Consider the following 18,991-nt stretch of genomic DNA (forward strand, 5'->3'; position numbering starts at 1 on the left):
GCCGCAGGACGCCGCCGGCAACGCGGTGCGCGGCCGGGTCGAGCTCCTGGGCACGCGCAACAGCCTGGTGCACAGCGAGGGCGAGGGGCTGACCACGGTGGTCGGCCTCGACGACGTGGTGGTGGTGGCGACCCCCGACGCCGTGCTGGTCGCCTCGAAGGCGCAGTCGGGCCGGGTCAAGGAACTGGTCGCCGGCCTGCGCAAGAAGGCCCACCCGGAGGCCGACGCGCATCGGCGGATGTACCGGCCCTGGGGCTGGTACCAGCGCATCGACATCGGCGAGCGCTTCCAGGTCAAGCGCATCATGGTGAAGGTCGGCGGACGGCTGTCGCTGCAGAAGCATTTCCACCGCGCCGAGCACTGGGTGGTCGTCAAGGGCACGGCCGAGGTCACGCTGAACGAGCAGATCATCCTCGTGCATGAGAACGAAGGGGTCTACCTGCCGATCGGCGCGCTGCACCGCCTGACCAACCCCGGCAAGATCCCGCTCGAGCTGATCGAGGTCCAGGTCGGCTCCTATACCGGCGAGGACGACATCATCCGCGTGGAGGATGTCTACGGGCGGTAGCGTTATCGCCGGGCGTCTCGGCTGCGTGACGCCGCCAGCGGAGCGGCGGCGACCGCACCACGCTCGCGATCAGGCTGCGAGACCGTGCCACCCCTTCCGACCGCCCGTGTCGAACCACGCCGCATCACAGGCAACGAGCACGGTCTTCTCCCCAAAAGAGCTACACGCTATTTGCCCACTGGAGCGATCGGCTTGTTCCAAATAGACCAATACACGCCCTGTCGTCCGACGATATTTACGGACATCATTCTTTCACTTGTCGTCTTCGACGCCGTCGACGCGGCGTTGGCCTGGGTAACCTCACGAGAGGAGTCGGTACGATGCGCGTCGCCGTCATTGGATCAGGATATGTCGGTCTCGTCTCGGGCGCATGTTTCGCGGATTTCGGACACACCGTCGTCTGCGTCGATCGCGACGCCGACAAGATCTCCGCTCTGAGACGCGCCGTCCTGCCGATCTACGAGCCGCATCTGGACGGCATGGTCGCCAGCAATCTCGCGGACGAGCGCCTGAGCTTCTCGACGGATCTCGCGACGGCGGTGGCATCGGCCGAGGTAATCTTCATCGCGGTCGGAACGCCGGCGCGCGCCAGGGACGGCCAAGCCGATCTGAGCTTCGTCTTCGATGCCGTCCGGGAAGTCGCCGTGGCGCTGAGCGGCTACGCCGTCATCGTGGTGAAGTCGACCGTGCCGGTCGGGACCGGCGACGAGGTCGAGCGCATCGTCCGGGAGCTGCGGCCGCAGCTCGATTTCGCCGTCGTCTCGAATCCGGAGTTCCTGCGGGAGGGGGCGGCGATCAACGATTTCAAGCGGCCGGACCGTATCGTCGTCGGCGCCGAAGACGAGCGCGCGCGGGCGGTGATGGAGGAGCTATACCGGCCGCTGTTCCTCAACAAGGCTCCGATCCTGTTCATGGGCCGGCGCAGCTCGGAGATGACGAAGTACGCGGCCAATGCCTTCCTCGCCACGAAGATCGCCTTCATCAACGAGGTCGCGGACCTCTGCGAGCAGGCCGGCGCGGATGTCCAGGACGTCGCGCACGGCATCGGCCTCGACAAGAGGATCGGCGCCAAGTTCCTGCATGCCGGGCCCGGCTTCGGCGGCTCCTGCTTCCCGAAGGACACCCAGGCGATGATCGCCATGGCGCAGGCGCACGGGGCGCCCATGCGCATCGTCGAGACCGCGGCCGCCTCGAACGATCATCGCAAGCGCATCATCGCCCGAAAGGTCATCGCGGCCTGCGGCGGCGTGCGCGGGCGGACGATCGCGATCCTGGGGCTGACCTTCAAGCCGAATACCGACGACATGCGCGAATCGCCGGCGATCTCGATCATCACGGCGCTGCAGGATGCCGGCGCGCGGATCCGTGCCTACGATCCCGAAGGAATGGATCAGGCCCGCGCGATGATCGCCAACGTCTCGTACTGCCTCGACGCGTACGATTGCGTGGTCAATGCGGATGCCGTCGTGATCGTCACCGAATGGGACGTGTTCCGTGCGCTCGATCTCGATCGCCTCCGCGGCGCGATGGCCCGGCCCATCCTCGTCGACCTGCGGAACGTCTACGGGCCCGAGCGGGTCGAGAAGGCGGGCTTCCGCTACGTCGGCGTCGGGAAGGGCGATGCCGACGCCGGCAAGCCGGATCGCGTGGTCCCGCTGGCGCTTGCGGGGTGACGGCACGGCCCCGGTCGCGCGTCACGCGACCGGGGCGTCTCACGTCCGGTCGTTCCTCGTCGTGACCGAGCGGGCAACCATCCCTTCCGTTGTTCCGGCGCCCCGAGACGATCCCGATCGTTCTTCCGAAATAACGGACCGGAGGCTGTGCGAACGGCGCAGCTGTGCGGCCGTCAGTGCGATGGCCCGCTCGCGTTCTCGTCCGGAGCCGCTGCACTGCGCACCATCGTCATGGCCTCGTTCCGTCGCCGCAGCTCGGTCGGCGACAGGCCGGTCCAGCGCCGAAACGCGACGACGACCGCGCTCGCCTCGCGATAACCCAGCAGCCACGCGATCTCCGTGATCGGCAAGCCCTTGATCCGGATGTAGTAGTTGGCGAGCTCGGCCCGCAGCTCGTCCAGGACCCCGCTGAAGGTCTTGCCCTCCTCGCGAAGCCGGCGCGACAGCGTGCGGGTGCTCATCCCGAGGTCGCGCCCGATGTCGGCCATGGTCGCCGTCCGGTTCGAGAGCCGCGGCGCCATCGCCTTCTTGACGTCGGACCAGAGGAACTTCGGCTCCGCCTGCGCCGCCTCGGCCGCATGCTCGAACTGACGGACGAGCGACCCGTGGAGGTAGGGGTCGAAGCTCGGCAGGCGCGCATTCGCGATGTCGACCGCGAACGCGATCCGGTTCTCCGATGCGCCGAAGTCGACCGGAGCGGCGAACGAGGTCTCGGTGTCTTCGGCGGTCTCGGGATGGACGTGGACGAAGCTCACGCCGAGCGGCGTCGCCGGCGTGAACGACGTCACCAGTCGATAGAGCGAGAGCATCAGGAATTCCGAAAGATGCCGGCTGGGGGCCAAGCCGACGTCGAGGGGGCGCACGGCCACCGTGAGGGCGACATCGGATTGGCGATACGAGGCGTCGAGCCCGGCATCCTGCGTGCGCACGTAGCGCTCGAAGCAGCTCAGCGCCTCGCCGACCGTTTCCGACGACGCCATCAGATAGAAGAACAGGCCCAACCGGCGCAGCTCGTAATCCTGGGCGATGTGCAGGCCGAGCGACCGGTCCTGGAGCACGTCGGCCGCGGTATCGAGAAAGACGCCCTGCTTCTCGGCCGCGTCGCCGCGCACCGGCATGTCCGCATCCGCGCCGACGAGGCCGGCCTGACGAAGCAGCGGATCGGGCTCCAACCCGGCCAGGACGAGCCGTTCGACCGCGAGCGCGACGGCCGTGCTGCTCAGGGACGGATCTTGTGGCAGCGCTGCGCCGAGGTCCGTCATGCGATCGCTTCACGGATCGGGTTCAGGAGGGGAACGAGAGCGGATCCGGCCGCCGAAAAGTTCGTGACCGAGATCGCTCGAGATCGCCGAGGCGCGACGTCGCAAATATCTGGCGCGAAAAGACAAGACAGCGAGTCCATGGCGGGCGTATCCAATGGTCAAGCCGGCTACATCGAGCGTCCGCGCAACCGCGAACGCAATACGGTTTCTCTCAGTATTGAAAGAAACTTAGACGTCGCTCGGCCTGCACGTCAACGAGAACCCTCAGCTGATCGGGAGCGCAATGGTGGCGTCACAGACCTTTGGGATTACTTCTACCAGCATGCCTGCAGGCGCCATCGTGGTGCCGGTCGGCGTGGACATTCAATCCGTCGTCGACTCCGCGCCCGCGGGATCGACCTTCTGGATCGAGGCCGGCGAGCATCGCATGCAGTCGGTCAAGCCCAAGGACAACGACCACTTCATCGGTCAGGAAGGTGCGATTCTCAACGGTTCGCATCAGATCACGGATTTCACCAAGGAAGGCGCGAATTGGGTCGCGAGCGACCAGACCCAGGAGGGCATGCGTCTTTCGACCGACAAGGGCATTCCCGGTGCCGAGCGTGCGGGCTATCCCGAGACGTTCTTCATCGACGACAAACCGCTCTCGCCCGTCGATTCGCTCGGCAAGGTCGCGCCGGGCAAGTTCTACTTCGACTACGCCGCCGACAAGATCTACTTCCAGGACGATCCCGCCGGCCACAAGGTCGAGGCCGGCGTGAGCCCGTTCGCCTTCGCGGGCGGAGCCAAGGGCGTGACCGTCGAGAACCTGGTCATCGAGAAGTACGACCCGCCGGTGCAGCACGCGGCCGTGGGATGGGACCCGTCGGCCCAGGGATGGGTGGTCCAGAACAACGAGATCCGGCTGAACTACGCCCTTGGTGCCTACGTTGGAACGGACGGCAAGATCGTCGGCAACAACATCCACGACAACGGCCAGATGGGTCTCGGCGCGAATGGCACCGACATTCTCGTCCAAGGCAACGAGATCGGCCACAACGGATATTTCGCCGGCATCGATCCCGGCTTCGAGGGCGGCGGCAGCAAGTTCGCCCAGACGACCAACCTTCAGGTCTTGGGCAATTATGCCCACGACAACAACGGCTACGGCCTCTGGACCGATATCGACAACATCCACACGCTCTACGACGGCAACACCGTCGTCAACAATCTCGCCGGCGGCATCAGCCACGAGATCAGCTACGACGCCACGATCCGCAACAACGTCGTGACGGGGAACGGCAGCCCGACGGCGCCCTGGCTGTGGGACGGTCAGATCCAGATCCAGAACTCGAAGAACGTCGAGGTCTACGGCAACCATGTCGACGCGACGACCGGCGGCAACGGAATCACCTTGATTCAGCAGGACCGCGGATCGGGCGCGTACGGCCCGCACACGACCACCGGCAACGCGGTCCATGACAACGTGATCGTCGACGGCACGCCGGGCGCCGGCGTCTCCGGCTCGGTCGCCGACTTCGACGAGGCCGGATTGCGCAACGGCGGAAACAGCTTCGCCAACAACGCGTACCACTACGCCGACCCCTCGGGGCAGCACTTCTCCTGGGTGAACACCGGCTACGATTTCAGCGGCTTCCAAACGACCGCCGGCGAGGATGCCGGTGCGACGATCTCGACGCAGATCCCGGTGGCGCAGACCGTGCCCGTCGGTTTCACGCCCGCCCCCGAGACGCCGGCACCAAGCGAGCCGGGATCCCAGACGCCTCCCGTCGCGGCCGACCCCGCGCTGCCCGCGACCACCGCCCCGGCGGCACCGGAGCATGCGGAATCCGTCGATCCGGCCTCGACGCCTGTTGTCTCCACCCCCGTCGCGACGGAGCCAGCGTCGCCGGCGACCGCGCAGCCGGCGGCTCCCGAGCAGACCGGCTCCACGGCTCCGGCGCCCGTGACCGCGCAGCCCGGCGCGGGGACCGGCGATGGGACGCCCCCCGTCCCGGCGGCCCCGGACGAAACATCCGCGACGGGGAGTGCGCCGCACACCGACCCGCACGACCCCGGTCGCGGCTTGGCGCACTGCCACGGGGGCACGGAGGCACGGGGCGGCGGCGCGACGCCGACGAGCCCCGTCTCGGCATCGAGCGACGCGCACCCGTCCTGGGCCGATCTGCTGGCCGACCATGGCGTCGACCCGTCCGTCGCCAGCGCCATCTCGGCTCGCCTGGACGGCCATGTCGATTGGCAGGCCGTGGCCGGCAACGCGCTGCAGCACTACGCCGGACTGGCCGAGCAGCACTGGGCGAATCACGCCGGGGCCGAGACCGCGACGCCGATCGACCACTTCCACCACGCCTCTGCGGGCGGCCATTGGGGCTGACGCCGTCGAGACGAACACGACGGGGGGCCGGTCATCGGATCGGCCCTCCCCGACGACGCGCGCTGCATTTCCAGCGACCCGACGCCTGACCGCCCCCCTCGCTCCGCTCGGGCAGAGGGGCACGGCGACGGGCGGCGCACAGCGCACCCAGCATCAAGGTCGCTCCGATCCGCGGGGCGATGGCGGCTGGCGCCGCCGGTCCCGCATACCCGAAATCCTCCTCCATCGACTGCAAGGACGGTGATGTGGTGTTCGTGAAACCGCAGCCTGCACATCCCCGCGCGGCGTCCCGGCTGCCGGCCGGGGGCTCCGAGATCGCCTCCGCGATCGTCGTCGCCCGCCACGCCCTGGTCGGGCTCGCCGTGATCAGCGGCCTCGTGAACATCCTGTGCCTGACCGGATCGTTCTTCATGCTCGAGGTCTACGATCGGGTGATTCCGAGCCGCAGCATCGCGACGCTGGTGGGTCTGTGCCTGCTGGCGCTGACCCTATTCGTGTTCCAGGGGGCCTTGGAGGTGTTGCGCGCGCGTGCGCTGGTTCGCGTCGGCGCCATGCTGGACGAGTCGCTCGGCGTCCGCGTCTTCGAGACCACCATCCGGGCTCCGCTGGTCGGGCGCATGCCCGACGACGGGCTGCTGCCGGTGCGCGATCTCGATGCCCTGCGCAGCTTCCTCAGCGGCCCGGCGCCGGGGGCATTGTTCGACCTCCCCTGGATGCCGCTATACCTCCTGATCTGCTTCCTGTTCCATCCGCTGATCGGCCTCGCCGCCCTGTCGGGAGCCGGCGTGCTGGTGGCCCTGACCATCGTCACGGACCGCCTGACCCGGCGGCCGATGCAACGGGCGACGGAACACGCGGCCAGCCGCGGCAGCCTGGCCCAAGCCGGGCAGCGCAACGCCGAAGTGCTCGCCGCCATGGGCATGCGCGACACCTTCATCCGTCGCTGGTCCGGCGCCAACCGCCGCTTCCTCGATGCGCAGCAGGTCGTCGCCGACATCGCCACCGGCCTCGGCTCCGCATCCAAGGTCTTCCGGCTCGCGCTCCAATCCGGCGTCCTGGCGCTCGGCGCCTGCCTCGTCATCTCGGGCGAAGCCTCCTCGGGCATCATCATCGCGAGCTCGATCCTGGTTTCGCGGGCGCTGGCGCCGGCGGAACTGGCGATCGCGAACTGGCGCAGCTTCGTCGCGGCCCGGCAGAGCTGGCGCCGGCTCGACGTGCTCCTGACCGCTTTGCCCGCGATGCCGACGCCGCTGCAGCTGCCGGCGCCGCACCGGACCTTGAGCCTGCAGGCCGTCAGCGTCGCGCCCCCTCAGATCCAGCGGCTGGTCCTGTCCGACATCAGCCTCGACCTGGAGGCGGGCACCTCGCTCGGCATCGTCGGGCCGAGCGCGTCCGGCAAGTCCTCGCTGGCGAGGGCGATCGTCGGCGTCTGGTCGCCGGTCAGGGGCAGCGTCCGCATCGATGGCGCCTCCCTCGACCAGTGGTCGAATTCGGCGCTCGGGCGCCACATCGGCTACCTGCCGCAGGAGGTCGAGCTCTTCGAGGGGACCATCGCCGAGAACATCGCCCGGTTCGACCCGAACGCGTCGGCGGACGCCGTGATCGAAGCGGCGCAGGCCGCCGGCTTCCACGACACCATCGTGCAGATACCGGGCGGCTACGACGGCCCGATCGGCGAGCGCGGCGTCCGCCTGTCGGCGGGCCAGCGCCAGAGGGTCGGCCTGGCGCGGGCGCTCTACGGTAACCCGTTCCTCGTCGTGCTCGATGAGCCCAATGCTAATCTCGACGTGGCCGGCGAGACCGCGCTCGCGGCTGCATTGCACGGGGTTCGCGCGCGCGGCGGCATCTCGATCGTCGTCGCGCACCGTCCCAACGTGCTGGCGACCGTCGATCTCATTCTCGCTCTCGCGGACGGGCGCATCGCCGAGTTCGGTCCACGCGACGAGGTTCTCGGCCGGCTCCTTCGCCCGACCGCCGTCCCGACGACCGCTCCGCCGGCGAAGGTGCCCGCCCGGGCCGACGCGCCGAGGCCGGCCTTCGCCGCCGCACAGCAACGGTTCCGCGCATGATTCGGACTGTCCCGGCCAGGGTCCGCTCGCTCGAGCCGCGCCTTCGCCTCGCGCTGTCCCGTGCGCGCGCCGGCATCGGGACGGCGGCCGGACGCCTGCGCGCCCTGGCCGAGGTTTTCGTCCCGGCGCCGGGCGTCCATGGAAGCCCGAGCTACGATTCGCTGCTGCGTCAGCTGCGAGCCGCCGCGATCCTGTCCGGGATCCTCGTGTTCGGCATCGGTGGTTGGGCCTGCCTGACGTCGTTCTCGGGCGCTGTGATCGCGCCCGGGCAGGTCGTCGTCGAATCGGAGGTGAAGAAGGTCCAGCACCCGGTGGGCGGGGTCGTCGGCGCATTGAACGTCCGCGAGGGCGATCGCGTGCGATCCGGGCAGGTGCTGGTGCGCCTCGACGACACCCAGATCCGGGCCAACCTCGACATCGTCGTCAAGTCGCTCGACGAGACGACGGCGCGCCGTGCGCGCGACGAGGCGGAACAGCGCGGCGCCGACGCGCCGACCTTCCCGGCCGAGTTCCTCGAGCGCGCGAAGACCGACCCGACGGTGGCGAACCTGATCGCCGGAGAAACCGCCTTCTTCACCATCCGGCGCGCGACCCGCGGCGGCCAGAAAGCACAGCTCAACGAGCGGGTCGCCCAGCTCAACCACGAGATCACGGGCCTGAACGACCAGTCTCGGGCGAAGGAGGGTGAGATCGCGCTGATCCAGAACGAGCTTCAGGGATTGCGCGAGCTTCGCCAGAAGAACCTGATCCCCGTCTCGCGGGTGACGGCGCTGGAGCGCGAGGCGACCCGCCTCGACGGCGAGCGCGGCCAGCTCCTGGCGGCGATCGCGCAGGCGAAGGGCAAGATCAGCGAGACGGAGCTGCAGATCCTCCAGATCGACCAGGATATGCGCGCCGAGGTCGCAAAGGAACTCGCCGATATCCGTGCCAAGACCTCCGAGTACGTGGAAAAGCGAGTCGTCGCCGAGGACGCGCTGCGTCACATCGATCTGCGCGCGCCGCAGGACGGCATCGTCCACCAGATGAGCGTGCACACCATCGGCGGCCTCGTCACGCCGAGCGAGCCGGCGATGCTGATCGTGCCGCAGGCCGACGCGCTCGCCGTCGACGTGAAGATCCGCCCGGAGGACATCGACCACGTCCATGTCGGACAGCAGACCGTGCTCCGATTCACCGCCTTCGACCAGCGCACCACCCCCGAGATCAACGGCGTCGTCGACCGGCTTTCGCCCGATGTGACGAAGGACGCCAAGTCGGGCATGAACGTTTACACCGCCCGGATCGCGATCGGCGAAGAGGAGAGCAGGCGGCTCGGGAAGGCGAAGCTGCGCCCGGGCATGCCGGTCGAGAGCTTCATCAAGACGACGGAGCGCACCGTCATCTCCTTCCTGACGAAACCGCTCGCGGATCAGGTCGCCAAGGCTTGGCGCGAGAACTGAGCGCGCCCGGCCTAGGCTACGCGGATAGACCCATCGGCGGGCAGAAGAATCGGCGCGACCTGGCCGTGGCTGCCATTCGCCGCCCCTTCGAGATCGGAGGGCTCGCAGTCGGCGAGATGGTTGAGGGCCCAGATGGCGGCCTGGGTCCTGTTCTGAACGTGGGTCTTGCGAAGAATGGCCTTGACGTGAACCTTGACCGTGGCTTCGGCGATGTCGAGGTTTTGTGCGATGATCTTGTTGGACTCGCCCTGGACGAGGCATCGGAGAATGGCGAGTTCCCGAGAAGACAGATTGCAGTAGCGCGGCGCCTGCTCCGGCTTGCCGGGCTGATCGCCGTCCGGAAGAGGCGCATGTGCGGGCGTCGCCTCTCGACACTCGCCGGAACAGGCCGCGGACAGGGCGGCCGCGGGAAGCACGCGCTCTCCCAGCATCACCAGCTCGAGCGATCTGACGAAGGCGTCGGCGCCGATCGACCGCAAAAGGACGCCGTCGGCGCCGGATTTCAGCAGGTCGACGCTCGCATCCGAATGATCGCCCTGGATCAGGCACACGATACGGCAATCCGGATACCGGGCCTTCAGCGCGCCGATGGTCGCGGTCGAGGGCGCATCCACTCCCTCCATCGCCAGGATGGCCAGGCGCGGCACCTTGTGCCCGGTCGAGGATGCCAGCAGAGCGGTGAGCGTGTCGGTCTTGGCGACGACCTGCAATCGCGTTCGAGCCAGGATGTGTTCCATCCCCTCTCGAAACAGGCTGTTCGGCTCGACCAGGGCCGTCTCGACGATCTCGTCCGTCCGACGGCGATTCACCGGCCGCGGCACGGAGGACCGCGCGCTTTTACGCTTCTCTACAGCCATGAGAGCCTGCCTAAGACAGTGTTGAAATGTGACCGTCGAATATAATTAAATCGGTCCTCTTCCATATGTCTCAAAAGGCCAGTTTGGTCCTCCCAAAGTACTATGCGCCATGCAGCGCAGACGGCGGCATCCGGATGCCGATGTCGATCCGTGTGCGATCCCGAGCACGTCCTGTGCCGAGCGTTCGATCCTGCGAATCGAGGAGGTTCGTAACTGTTGTCGAAACACTAGTTGGGGCGCCCGGGGCGACCATCATAAGTTACATTTCCGCCGCAAACGTTGCGCCCGATGCTCGGCCCTCGCTCTTCGGGGCATGCAAAAACTGCGACAACTGTTTTCTCATCCGCGATGTAGAGCCCTAATCGGATCGTGGTGGCTCCATTTTAGAATTGACTTATCCTCCAGGATTTCCATTCTCTTGCTTTATAGATGCCCGGTCTTCCAAATTCGCGAGGCGATGATGTCCGAAGGGCTACGACTCAGCCGAATCAGAGCGCCAGCAGCTGCGTCGGCGCAGCGCAGGCTCAAGATCACCGACCAGCATCCAAGCCGGTCGATAGCGACGCTGATCATCGGACCGTCTGGATTTTACAGCGAAGGACTGCGCAGCATTCTCGAAGATCATCAATATCGGAACATCATTCAGTTACCACATCTCGATTTCTCGAATCATCTGCAGGATACCAGCCCGAAGCTTATCATCTTTACGGATGCAGCGCACGGCACCGAGATGGCGGAGATCGTTTCGGCGTTGCGGTCCAGAAATTCGGCGGCGCGTATCGTCGTGCTCGTGGATGAGAACGATCCCGATCGCTATGCGGACGCGATGAGCATCCCGGCGCACGCCTTCCTGAGCGCCGGCATCAGCCCTTCCGCGTTGATCACGGCACTGGATGTCGTCTTCGGCGACGGCGGCGTCCTGTCGATCAACTTCGCCAAGTACTTGGCGTCGCGTCGCACGCCGTACGAGCCCAAGCCCCTGAAGGCGGCGCCGACGGAACAGCGCCTGTTCTTGTCCGGCAGGGAAGCGGACATTCTCAGATGCCTCACGGACGGCATCTCCAACAAGCACATCGCCCGGCAGTTCGGCATCGCGGAGTCGACGGTGAAGATTCACGTGAAGAGCATTCTGCGCAAGATCAACGTGCAGAACCGGACCCAGGCGGCGATCTGGGCCCTGGGCCACGCTTCCCGCCCCGAACAGGCCGAACGGATCGGTGCCAAGCCCGACCCGTCGCTCGCCGACGCTCACTGAGAGAGAAAGGCGCCCGCTTCAGCGGGCACCCGACCCGGCGATCATCGCCGGCACCGTGGCGAGCAGGATGTAGAAGTCGAGCCAGATCGACCAGTTGCGGATGTAGAACGTGTCCTGGCTCTGCTGCACGGCCAGGTCGCCGTCACTGCGCGACGACACCTGCCAGAGCCCCGTGAGGCCCGGCGGGACGCTGCGCCGCAAAGCCTGGAAGCGGCGATCGAAACCGTCGGTGTGGTATGAAGGAAACGGCCGCGGCCCGACGAGGCTGAGCTCGCCCCGTATGACGTTCCAGAATTGCGGCAGCTCGTCGAGGCTCGTCCGCCGAATGAAGTGGCCGATCCAGGGCAGGATCCTCGGATCGTGCCTCAGCTTGAAGAACCGCAGCCACTCGCTCTCGGCCTGCGGGTCGGCAGCGAGATGGTCCTTCAGTCGCTGCTCGGCATCGACGTACATGCTGCGGAGCTTGAGCACGCCGATCGGCCTGCCGTTTCGTCCGACCCGCTGCTGCACGTAGAAGGCGGGCCCCGGATCGGCCCACTTGATCAGCAGCGCGAGGAGAGCGACGACCGGTGCGATCAGAACGATGAGCGGCCAGGTCAGGACGAGATCCGCCAGGCGCTTCAGGCCGAGATTGCGCGGCCTGTAGAGATCCCGGCGGATCTCGAACCCGAAGGTGCTGCCGAGCAGCCTGGTCTGCATCCACAGGCTCTGAAGATCCTGCGATTGCTGGGCCACGACGACCCGCGGGAACGGCAGCGGGCCGGTCTCCGCCATGTCGCTCGCCGCGAAATCGGCGGAGGAGCAGAAGATCGCGACCTCGACGGACGATCGGTTCTGTACCTCCTCGATCGCGCCCAGGATCGGCAGGAGGGCGACGGCCTGCCCGGCCTGCGTCGCGTCGGTTCTCCGGGCGCCATCGACGAGGAAGCCGATCGGGTTAAAGCCGAGCTCCGGCTGCGCCAGCAAGGTCGTTGCCAAGCCGGTGGCGCACGCATCCGTGCCGACGATCACGGTCCGCGCCCCCCAAACCCCCTTCCGGATCAGGAAGCCTCGGACGGCGACCTCCGCGTAGAAGCCGAGGGTGACCAGGAGCAGCGTCGTCACGGTCAGGCTCAACGCGGACCCTGCGGTGAGGCCGTATCCGCTCAGGAAGACCAGGGAACTCAGAGCCAGCGCGAGCACGCTGTAGGTCCGCAGGCGAAGGCGCTCGGCAGGGCTCGGGCCGTACCCGCCGTAGAGCCCCGACAGGGCGAAGATCGCGCAGGCGAGGATCGGGAGAACGATCACGTCCGAGATGCCGGCGGCATCGGCGAAGATGCTCTGCCGTGTCAGAAGCATGCCGCCGGCCACGGCCATGGCCGCCGCCGCGGCGTCCGCGGACACGAGAGCGAGCGCCACGCCGAGGCAGCGCGCCAGCGCGTCGGTCCTGCGCAGAGGTCGGCCGCTTCCCCGCAGCGTGACGAGGGGCGAGGCGGCGGCGGATTTGAGGTCGGACGTCGGGAGTGTCGTGGCCATTGAGCGCGATCTCGGTCTCGGAGAGGGGATCGACGGCAGCGCGACGAACCGGGCGGCTCGCCCGGTCCAGGGCGCATGCCGATGCGGCGTGGCCGCGTGGGCATCGGGATCGATGCCCACGCGCGTTCCTCGCTACTCGGCGGCGACCGCCGGGATCGGGGCCTGCAGGCTGCTCTGAGCTTCGAGCTCGCCGGAGATCCAGCGGTAGGTCGGGACGAGCCCCTCCGCGAGGAGGATGCAAGGCTCCCAGCCGAGGACCTCCCGGAGCAGGCTGTTGTCGCTGTTGCGGCCGCGCACGCCCTGCGGGCGCGACGTGTCGTGACGCTTGGACAGCCGCTTCCCGGCGATCGACGAGACGAGATCGACGAGCCCGTCGACCGAGATCAGCTCGTCGGTTCCGAGATTGAGGGGCTTGTCGTAACCGGATTCCATGATCCGGTAGATGCCCTCGACACAATCGTCGACATGCATGAACGACCGGGTCTGGAGGCCGTCGCCCCAGATTTCGATCTCGCCGCCGTCCTGGCTGAGCGCCACCTTGCGGCAGATCGCGGCCGGCGCCTTCTCGCGTCCGCCGTCATAGGTGCCGAGCGGTCCGTAGACGTTGTGGAAGCGGACAACGCGCGTCGCGAAACCATAATCCTCGGTAAAATATTGGCACATCTTCTCCATGTACAGCTTCTCGAGCCCGTAGCCCTCCTCGGGATCGGCAGGAAACGCGTCGGCTTCCTTGAGCGGGGTCACATCGGGCTGAAGCTGCAGGTACTGCGGGTAGATGCAGGCCGACGACGAGAAGAGGAATCTTTCGACGCCGAAGTCACGAGCGGCGTCGATCATGCCGACGTTGATCTTGGTGTTGTTCAGCGTGATGCCCGCGTGGGACGAGGTGATGTAGCCGATGCCGCCCATGTCGGCGGCGAGGTGGTAGACGTCGTGGATGCCCTTGACCGCGGCTCGGCAGGCGTCGGGATCCCGCAAGTCGCGGACCTCGAATTCGTCGGCTTGCGACGTCTCGTATTCGGGCATCTTTATGTCAACGCCGCGAACCCAATAGCCCTTCGCTTTCAAGAACGTCACCAGATGGTGCCCGATGAATCCTCCGGCCCCGGTCACAAGCACGCGTCGGCTCGACATTGTCTTTTCTCCCAGCGAATGCAACGCCGAAGAATATGTTTAACGATACGTTAACATCCATCTCTAACAGGTATTACTCCCTCTCGCCATCCTGGATTGCTGGTACGGCAAGCGAAGATCCGCACCGCGTTGCTTGGCTTGCTATGGACGGTTTTCATGATTCATCGGGTCCGCGCGTCGCCGGACGACACCCGCGTGCGGCGACATCATCGCAGCATGGCTGCGGGCATGGTTCGGAAGTCCGAGGTGGACCAGGGCGCAGTAGCCAGGAGGGCTAGTACGAAGCGAACGCTTCTTGCTGCTTGGACGCTGCGATACAGTATCGGCAGGGAGTGTCGATCGCTCCCGTCGCGTGTCGCCGCTGCTCCGTCCGTGCTCGAGCTCCCAGCATGAACGGACGCGTTCCTGCCTGTCGATCATCATCGTCGTTCGAAGACATCACGACGCCGACCTCGGTTCGAGCCGCCCCGGACCTCGGTCGCGGGGGTCGTCACGCGGCATCGTGCCAGACCGTTCGACGGAGACGTCGAGCCGACAGGACGCCGGTCACCGCGTCCCGCACGGGTTCCAGCCATGCCGCCAGCATCCGATCCGTCCGCCTCCGCCGTCGGCGATCCCCCAGCGCTTCACACCGGGCTTTCGAGGCAGACATGGCGATCGAGGATCGAGACGACCTGGATCAAAGCGCGCTCGACCGGTGCCGGATATCCTCTGATCGATCAGGCGATCGTCAGCTTGGGGACCTTCGTCCTCAACATCATGCTCGCGCGCCATCTTCCACCATCGGAGTATGGGCACGTTTCGATCCTGTTCGGCGTGCTGTTCCTGTTGCAGGTCGTGAACACGACGCTGGTCTTCTATCCGATGACCGTCAGATGCAGCGTCGCGCTCCCGGACAAGAGCAGGGCGCTGATCCATACGAGCTTGTTGATCCTCGTACCGCTCAGCATCCCGCTCTGCATCGGCCTCGCGGTCGTGAACCTCGCCAACGGACGTGCGGATCTGGCCCTGGCCGCCATCGCCTACTTCCTGTGCTGGCAGTTCCAGGAGTATTGCCGCCGCGCCCTGTTCGCGGAATTACGATTTCGAGACGCCATCCTCGGTGACGCGATCAGCTACCTCGGCCAAACCTCGGTGGTCGTATCGCTGTTCTGGTTCGTCGAATCCCTGTCCATGTCCGCGATCTTCTGGGTGATGGCGCTGACGTCGGCCGTCGCGGCTTGCGTTCAGGCGCGCCAAGCGCGGTTGACCCTGCCGAATGCAGCGGGGCTCGCCGGGACCTGGCAGGATTTCTGGCAGATCGGGCGGTATGCGCTCACCAGCAACGTGCTCGGCATCACGCGCTTTCAGATCTTGAGCTGGACGCTCGCCCTCGCCTCCGGTGCCGGCTCGACGGCGTCGTATCAGGCGGCGCTCAACGTCCTGAACGTCGCAAACCCGGTCCTGTTCGCGCTGCTCAACCTGATCCCGCAACTCGCGGCGCGGGCGCACCTGTCCGGGAGATCCAGCGCCTGGAACGCGGCACGCAACTGCGCCCTCCTGGGTGCGCCCGTCATCTTCGCCTTGTACTGCAGCGCGCTGATCGAGCCGCGGCTCATCCTGTCGGCGTTCTACGGTGCCGGCTCACCCTATCTCGACCTCACCGGCCCTGTGAGGGTGCTCGTCCTCGCATTCATGGCGGGTTACGCGACCGAGGCGGTCTGCTCGTTCCTGCACGGGATCGATGCTCCGCGAACCGCTGTCGTGATCAACGGCATCGGCGTGGCGATATCGATCGTCGTCGGCCTCCCGCTGATCATCCTCTATGGCGTGATGGGTGCGGCCGCGGCGACGCTGATCTCGGCAATCGCGCGCCTGGTCGCCAGCCACATGATCCTGAAGAGGATGCTCCTCGAGGACCGTGTCGGACAGGTCATCTGACGAGACACGGGCCCCTGCCGAAGCCGGCCGAGCCGCCCCATGGGCGGTCGCGAACTTGACGCTTGCCGCGACCGGCACCGTACCGTGTCCGGCGCTCCTTAGCAGACCCCGCCGCTCGCCGACGCGGTGTTGCTTTGGTGCCGGCGGGGGACGCCCTTCCCGGCGGGACGCCTTCTCTCGTCCGCGGGCACCGCCGCAAGCGAGGATCGGCGCTTCCTATCCGTCGGCAAGGCTCAGACGGGGAGACGCTTCAGCTCAACGCCGTCCTCGTCGCGGATCATCAGCTCCCAGGTCTCGCTGGAAGGCGGCACCTCACCGCTCGCCCGCATCTCCTCGATCCCAGCCTCCGCCTGCTCGATCGCCTGATCGAGGCTGTCGGCTTCCACGCCGGCTTCGTCCCGGATCGCGATGTGGCTGCTCTCAAGATCGAAGCGAAAGCGTTGCGGCAAACCGACCTCCCGAGTTTCGATTTTTTTGGCCCCAGGCTCGTTACCGAGTCGTAAACAGCCGACTTTGCCGCGTTTCGCATCAGGACGGCTTAACCATGTCGCCATCCGCATTTGCACAAGCGCGCATCCGACAGCGACCTACGTATTTTGATGAAATTTCTGCCCGCAAGTTGGCGTATCTATTGTTGCCTGCGCCGAACGGCTTAAGCCGCAGTCGTCGCCACCGGTCTCCATATGAGGACGTGAAAATCGTGCCCACTGAAGCCGCACCGCAGGATGGGCCTCGGTCAGAGGCCGACGACATCAGACGCAGACAGGTTCGAGAGCACGTTCGGGCGGTGCTTCGCAAGCTCGTTGAGTATCGCATTCGAACGGACCCGACCAAATAGCGAGACATGGCACTCCACAAGCGCCGGAGGCATGAATTCTGATTTGTCGAACGCGATGAGCTAGACAGAGGACCACTCTGGTACGACGCGCAATACTTACCGCAGAACGCGGAAGCGATGGAGTTGGGCTTTGGGAGTACCGCTCGACCGGATCGGCGGGCTTTTCCGGGCCGATCGAGAAGACCGGCCATGGCTCGCGGACCGGGGTACTCTGCCGAGGCGACGCGTCGACCTCGTCCGCCACGCAGGCGGGAAAGCACGGGTGGCCCTCACCGGGACGTGGGCGCCCGGCGCGACTCAGCGCGATCGGAAAGGGCTTCACATCGCCGATCGCGAGCGTGATCCGCTCGCGAACTCCTCCGGTCCCGACGTGACCCGGCAAACCTGAAGCGAGATCGCGCCCGGCGTCACAGTCGCGGTGACGCTCGACATCCCTCCCCGCCTCGAGCTTCGGCCTTTCGCATAGAGCGACCGCATGGCTCGAGCCCGAACAGCGGAACGCCGGAGGACGGCTCACACCGCGCTGTCCTGCACGCGCGAGGAGGTCGGTTTCCGTGATGGGGCAATGGCGGAAGCGTCGCCACACCGTCCGTCCGCATGCGTCGCCGAGCGACCCTTCGCCTTCGCCCGAGCTCATCCTCCGACCAGCCGAACCAAGCGGCTCCGTGCCATCCGCTCGCCCCGCCCTCGCCGCGCGACCACGAATGAGTTTTCAGCTTCCGAGTCTGTCGGGAACATCGATCGCGAAGACGGAACCGCTGATTTGCCGATGCAACCCACGTCGAACATCCATGGGCGCCGAGCGTTGACGAAAAAATCTCAGGCGAAGGATCATCCACGATGGATGCAAGCAACATGAGACGCGCCCTATCGATCCTTTGCCTGACGCCGCTGTTCGGATCCGCGGTGAGCGCACAGCCGATCGATCAGCCTGTCGCGCGGGCCGCCCCGATCTACGCCTCGGCAGGCTGGGCGGGGCCGGGCATCATCGACCTGCGACCGCTGCAGCGTCCGTGCTGGAACGGCAGCCGATGGTACGGTCCCTACGGCTACATCTGCTATCGGACACGGACGACACGGCAGGGATTCCCTGTCGATGTCGCCCGTATCGGATACTGACGTTTCGGGCCGGAATCGGTTTCGGCCGCCCTCGTCTTCTTCGAGAGCGTGGTCGGTGGCCTCACCAACCGAACGGCGGGGGGGTCGGCCCGCGATAGGCTTGCGCCGGAAGGTCCGTCGACAGGGCGTCGCGTCGACTGGGGGGCGGTTGCGTCGCCGGGGCGCTCGAGGATGGGCGTGCCGGCGCAGGATCGGTGAGGTAGCGCGGCTGATCGAGCGCCTCGGATCCGGCAGCGCCCGGCCTCGGCACCACCGGGCGACCGGAATCGACAGCATAGTCCGCGGTGCCCCGATCCGGCGGGATGCTCACGAGGGTCCGGCTGCCATTGACGGTGACGAGCGGACGGGCGACCGCGGGCGGCGTCATCGTGGCGACGGGGTCCGGCGTGCTGGAAACCTGCACCTTCTCCGGCGCCCGTGCTGGGCGTGCGCGTCGCGGCGCCCGGGCGATCCGTTCGGGAAGAGCCGCGCCCAGGCGCAGGCGGGACAAGTCGCGGATCAGGGATTCGGACGAGCCGCGGCTGCAATGATGGACCCTGAGCGACGCGGAGATGCGGCCCGGCATCTCCGACGTGTCGCCCAATCCGATGCCGTGCAAATCCTCGATCCATTGCCACGCGAACGCGCAGCGCCCGTTCAGCGCGACGCCCACCGGGCCATAGGCGTTGCGCGCCGGCTCACGCGACACGCGGTACGGCCCGTCGGGCAGCTGGGCGAGTTCGGCGGCGATTCCGAGCCGCGTCGGCTTGGCCATGCCGGAAATGCCCGAGCCGGCGGTCCCCAAGCTCAGGTCGGCCCGGCTGCTGCCATCGCGGCCGAAGACGATCTTCTGATGCAGGGCGCCACGGCGGCGGGACTCGTCGACGAGAACGGCCGACCCGGCATCGGGGAGCGACACGAGCGGCACGCGCTGGGGCGATCCTTCGCCGGAGGCGTAGGCCGTCGCGACGAACGCGACCCGCCCGCGC

The 18,991-nt window shown here is 66.9% G+C and carries 14 protein-coding genes; 8 read left to right on the plus strand and 6 right to left on the minus strand.

The window, feature by feature from the left end:
* Both MKK55_RS23440 and MKK55_RS23445 read left to right on the plus strand, forming a co-directional pair.
* On the plus strand, window positions 1-568 hold a 568-nt coding region (locus MKK55_RS23440; protein ID WP_243937871.1), incomplete at its 5' end, for a cupin domain-containing protein.
* Between the two features lie 320 nt (window positions 569-888).
* Window positions 889-2,241 (plus strand): UDP-glucose dehydrogenase family protein, encoded by a 1,353-nt coding sequence (locus MKK55_RS23445; RefSeq protein WP_243937873.1) that lies wholly within the window; start codon window positions 889-891, stop codon window positions 2,239-2,241.
* A 173-nt stretch (window positions 2,242-2,414) separates the two neighbouring features.
* Here the strand turns inward: MKK55_RS23445 and MKK55_RS23450 are convergent, their stop codons facing one another.
* Window positions 2,415-3,503: an AraC family transcriptional regulator gene (locus MKK55_RS23450; RefSeq protein WP_147840778.1), complete on the minus strand. Its 1,089-nt coding sequence runs from the start codon at window positions 3,501-3,503 to the stop codon at window positions 2,415-2,417.
* Window positions 3,504-3,825: 322 nt separating this feature from the next.
* On the opposite strand from MKK55_RS23450, the gene MKK55_RS23455 reads away from it, so the two are divergent.
* From MKK55_RS23455 to MKK55_RS23465, 3 genes are all read left to right on the plus strand, one after another.
* The gene (locus tag MKK55_RS23455) at window positions 3,826-5,877 is read left to right on the plus strand and encodes a right-handed parallel beta-helix repeat-containing protein (protein ID WP_243937875.1); all 2,052 of its coding nucleotides are present in this window, start codon (window positions 3,826-3,828) and stop codon (window positions 5,875-5,877) included.
* A 254-nt stretch (window positions 5,878-6,131) separates the two neighbouring features.
* Entirely contained in the window at window positions 6,132-7,946 is a 1,815-nt protein-coding gene (locus MKK55_RS23460) for a type I secretion system permease/ATPase (RefSeq protein ID WP_409566116.1), read from the plus strand.
* On the plus strand, window positions 7,943-9,385 hold the full coding sequence (locus MKK55_RS23465; protein WP_243937879.1) for an HlyD family type I secretion periplasmic adaptor subunit: 1,443 nt from the start codon (window positions 7,943-7,945) through the stop codon (window positions 9,383-9,385). Before MKK55_RS23460 ends, MKK55_RS23465 begins: the two co-directional genes overlap by 4 nt.
* Before the next feature lie 11 nt (window positions 9,386-9,396).
* Here MKK55_RS23465 and MKK55_RS23470 read toward each other — a convergent pair whose 3' ends face one another.
* Complete coding sequence (locus MKK55_RS23470) at window positions 9,397-10,242, minus strand: LuxR C-terminal-related transcriptional regulator (protein ID WP_243937881.1); 846 nt, start codon at window positions 10,240-10,242, stop codon at window positions 9,397-9,399.
* 460 nt (window positions 10,243-10,702) lie between these two features.
* Between MKK55_RS23470 and MKK55_RS23475 the strand changes: the two genes are divergently transcribed.
* Window positions 10,703-11,497 carry a response regulator transcription factor gene (locus tag MKK55_RS23475; RefSeq protein WP_243937883.1) on the plus strand — a complete coding sequence of 265 codons (795 nt, stop codon included), beginning with the start codon at window positions 10,703-10,705 and terminating at the stop codon, window positions 11,495-11,497.
* Between the two features lie 18 nt (window positions 11,498-11,515).
* Here MKK55_RS23475 and MKK55_RS23480 read toward each other — a convergent pair whose 3' ends face one another.
* On the minus strand, window positions 11,516-13,012 hold the full coding sequence (locus tag MKK55_RS23480) for an exopolysaccharide biosynthesis polyprenyl glycosylphosphotransferase (RefSeq protein ID WP_243937884.1): 1,497 nt from the start codon (window positions 13,010-13,012) through the stop codon (window positions 11,516-11,518).
* Between the two features lie 132 nt (window positions 13,013-13,144).
* The gene (locus tag MKK55_RS23485; RefSeq protein WP_243937922.1) at window positions 13,145-14,146 is read right to left on the minus strand and encodes an NAD-dependent epimerase/dehydratase family protein; all 1,002 of its coding nucleotides are present in this window, start codon (window positions 14,144-14,146) and stop codon (window positions 13,145-13,147) included.
* A 759-nt stretch (window positions 14,147-14,905) separates the two neighbouring features.
* On the opposite strand from MKK55_RS23485, the gene MKK55_RS23490 reads away from it, so the two are divergent.
* A complete protein-coding gene (locus tag MKK55_RS23490; RefSeq protein ID WP_243937885.1) occupies window positions 14,906-16,066 on the plus strand; it encodes a lipopolysaccharide biosynthesis protein in 1,161 nt (386 codons plus the stop codon).
* 233 nt (window positions 16,067-16,299) lie between these two features.
* Here MKK55_RS23490 and MKK55_RS23495 read toward each other — a convergent pair whose 3' ends face one another.
* Window positions 16,300-16,626, minus strand: coding sequence for a DUF6894 family protein (locus tag MKK55_RS23495; protein WP_243937886.1), 327 nt, complete (start codon window positions 16,624-16,626; stop codon window positions 16,300-16,302).
* A gap of 1,118 nt (window positions 16,627-17,744) precedes the next feature.
* Between MKK55_RS23495 and MKK55_RS23500 the strand changes: the two genes are divergently transcribed.
* Window positions 17,745-18,023, plus strand: coding sequence for a hypothetical protein (locus MKK55_RS23500; protein WP_243937887.1), 279 nt, complete (start codon window positions 17,745-17,747; stop codon window positions 18,021-18,023).
* A gap of 61 nt (window positions 18,024-18,084) precedes the next feature.
* Here MKK55_RS23500 and bcsN read toward each other — a convergent pair whose 3' ends face one another.
* Entirely contained in the window at window positions 18,085-18,930 is an 846-nt protein-coding gene (gene bcsN, locus MKK55_RS23505; RefSeq protein WP_147727200.1) for a cellulose biosynthesis protein BcsN, read from the minus strand.
* Between the last annotated feature and the right edge of the window lie 61 nt (window positions 18,931-18,991).

Source organism: Methylobacterium sp. J-059, from assembly GCF_022829485.1.
Lineage (GTDB): Bacteria > Pseudomonadota > Alphaproteobacteria > Rhizobiales > Beijerinckiaceae > Methylobacterium.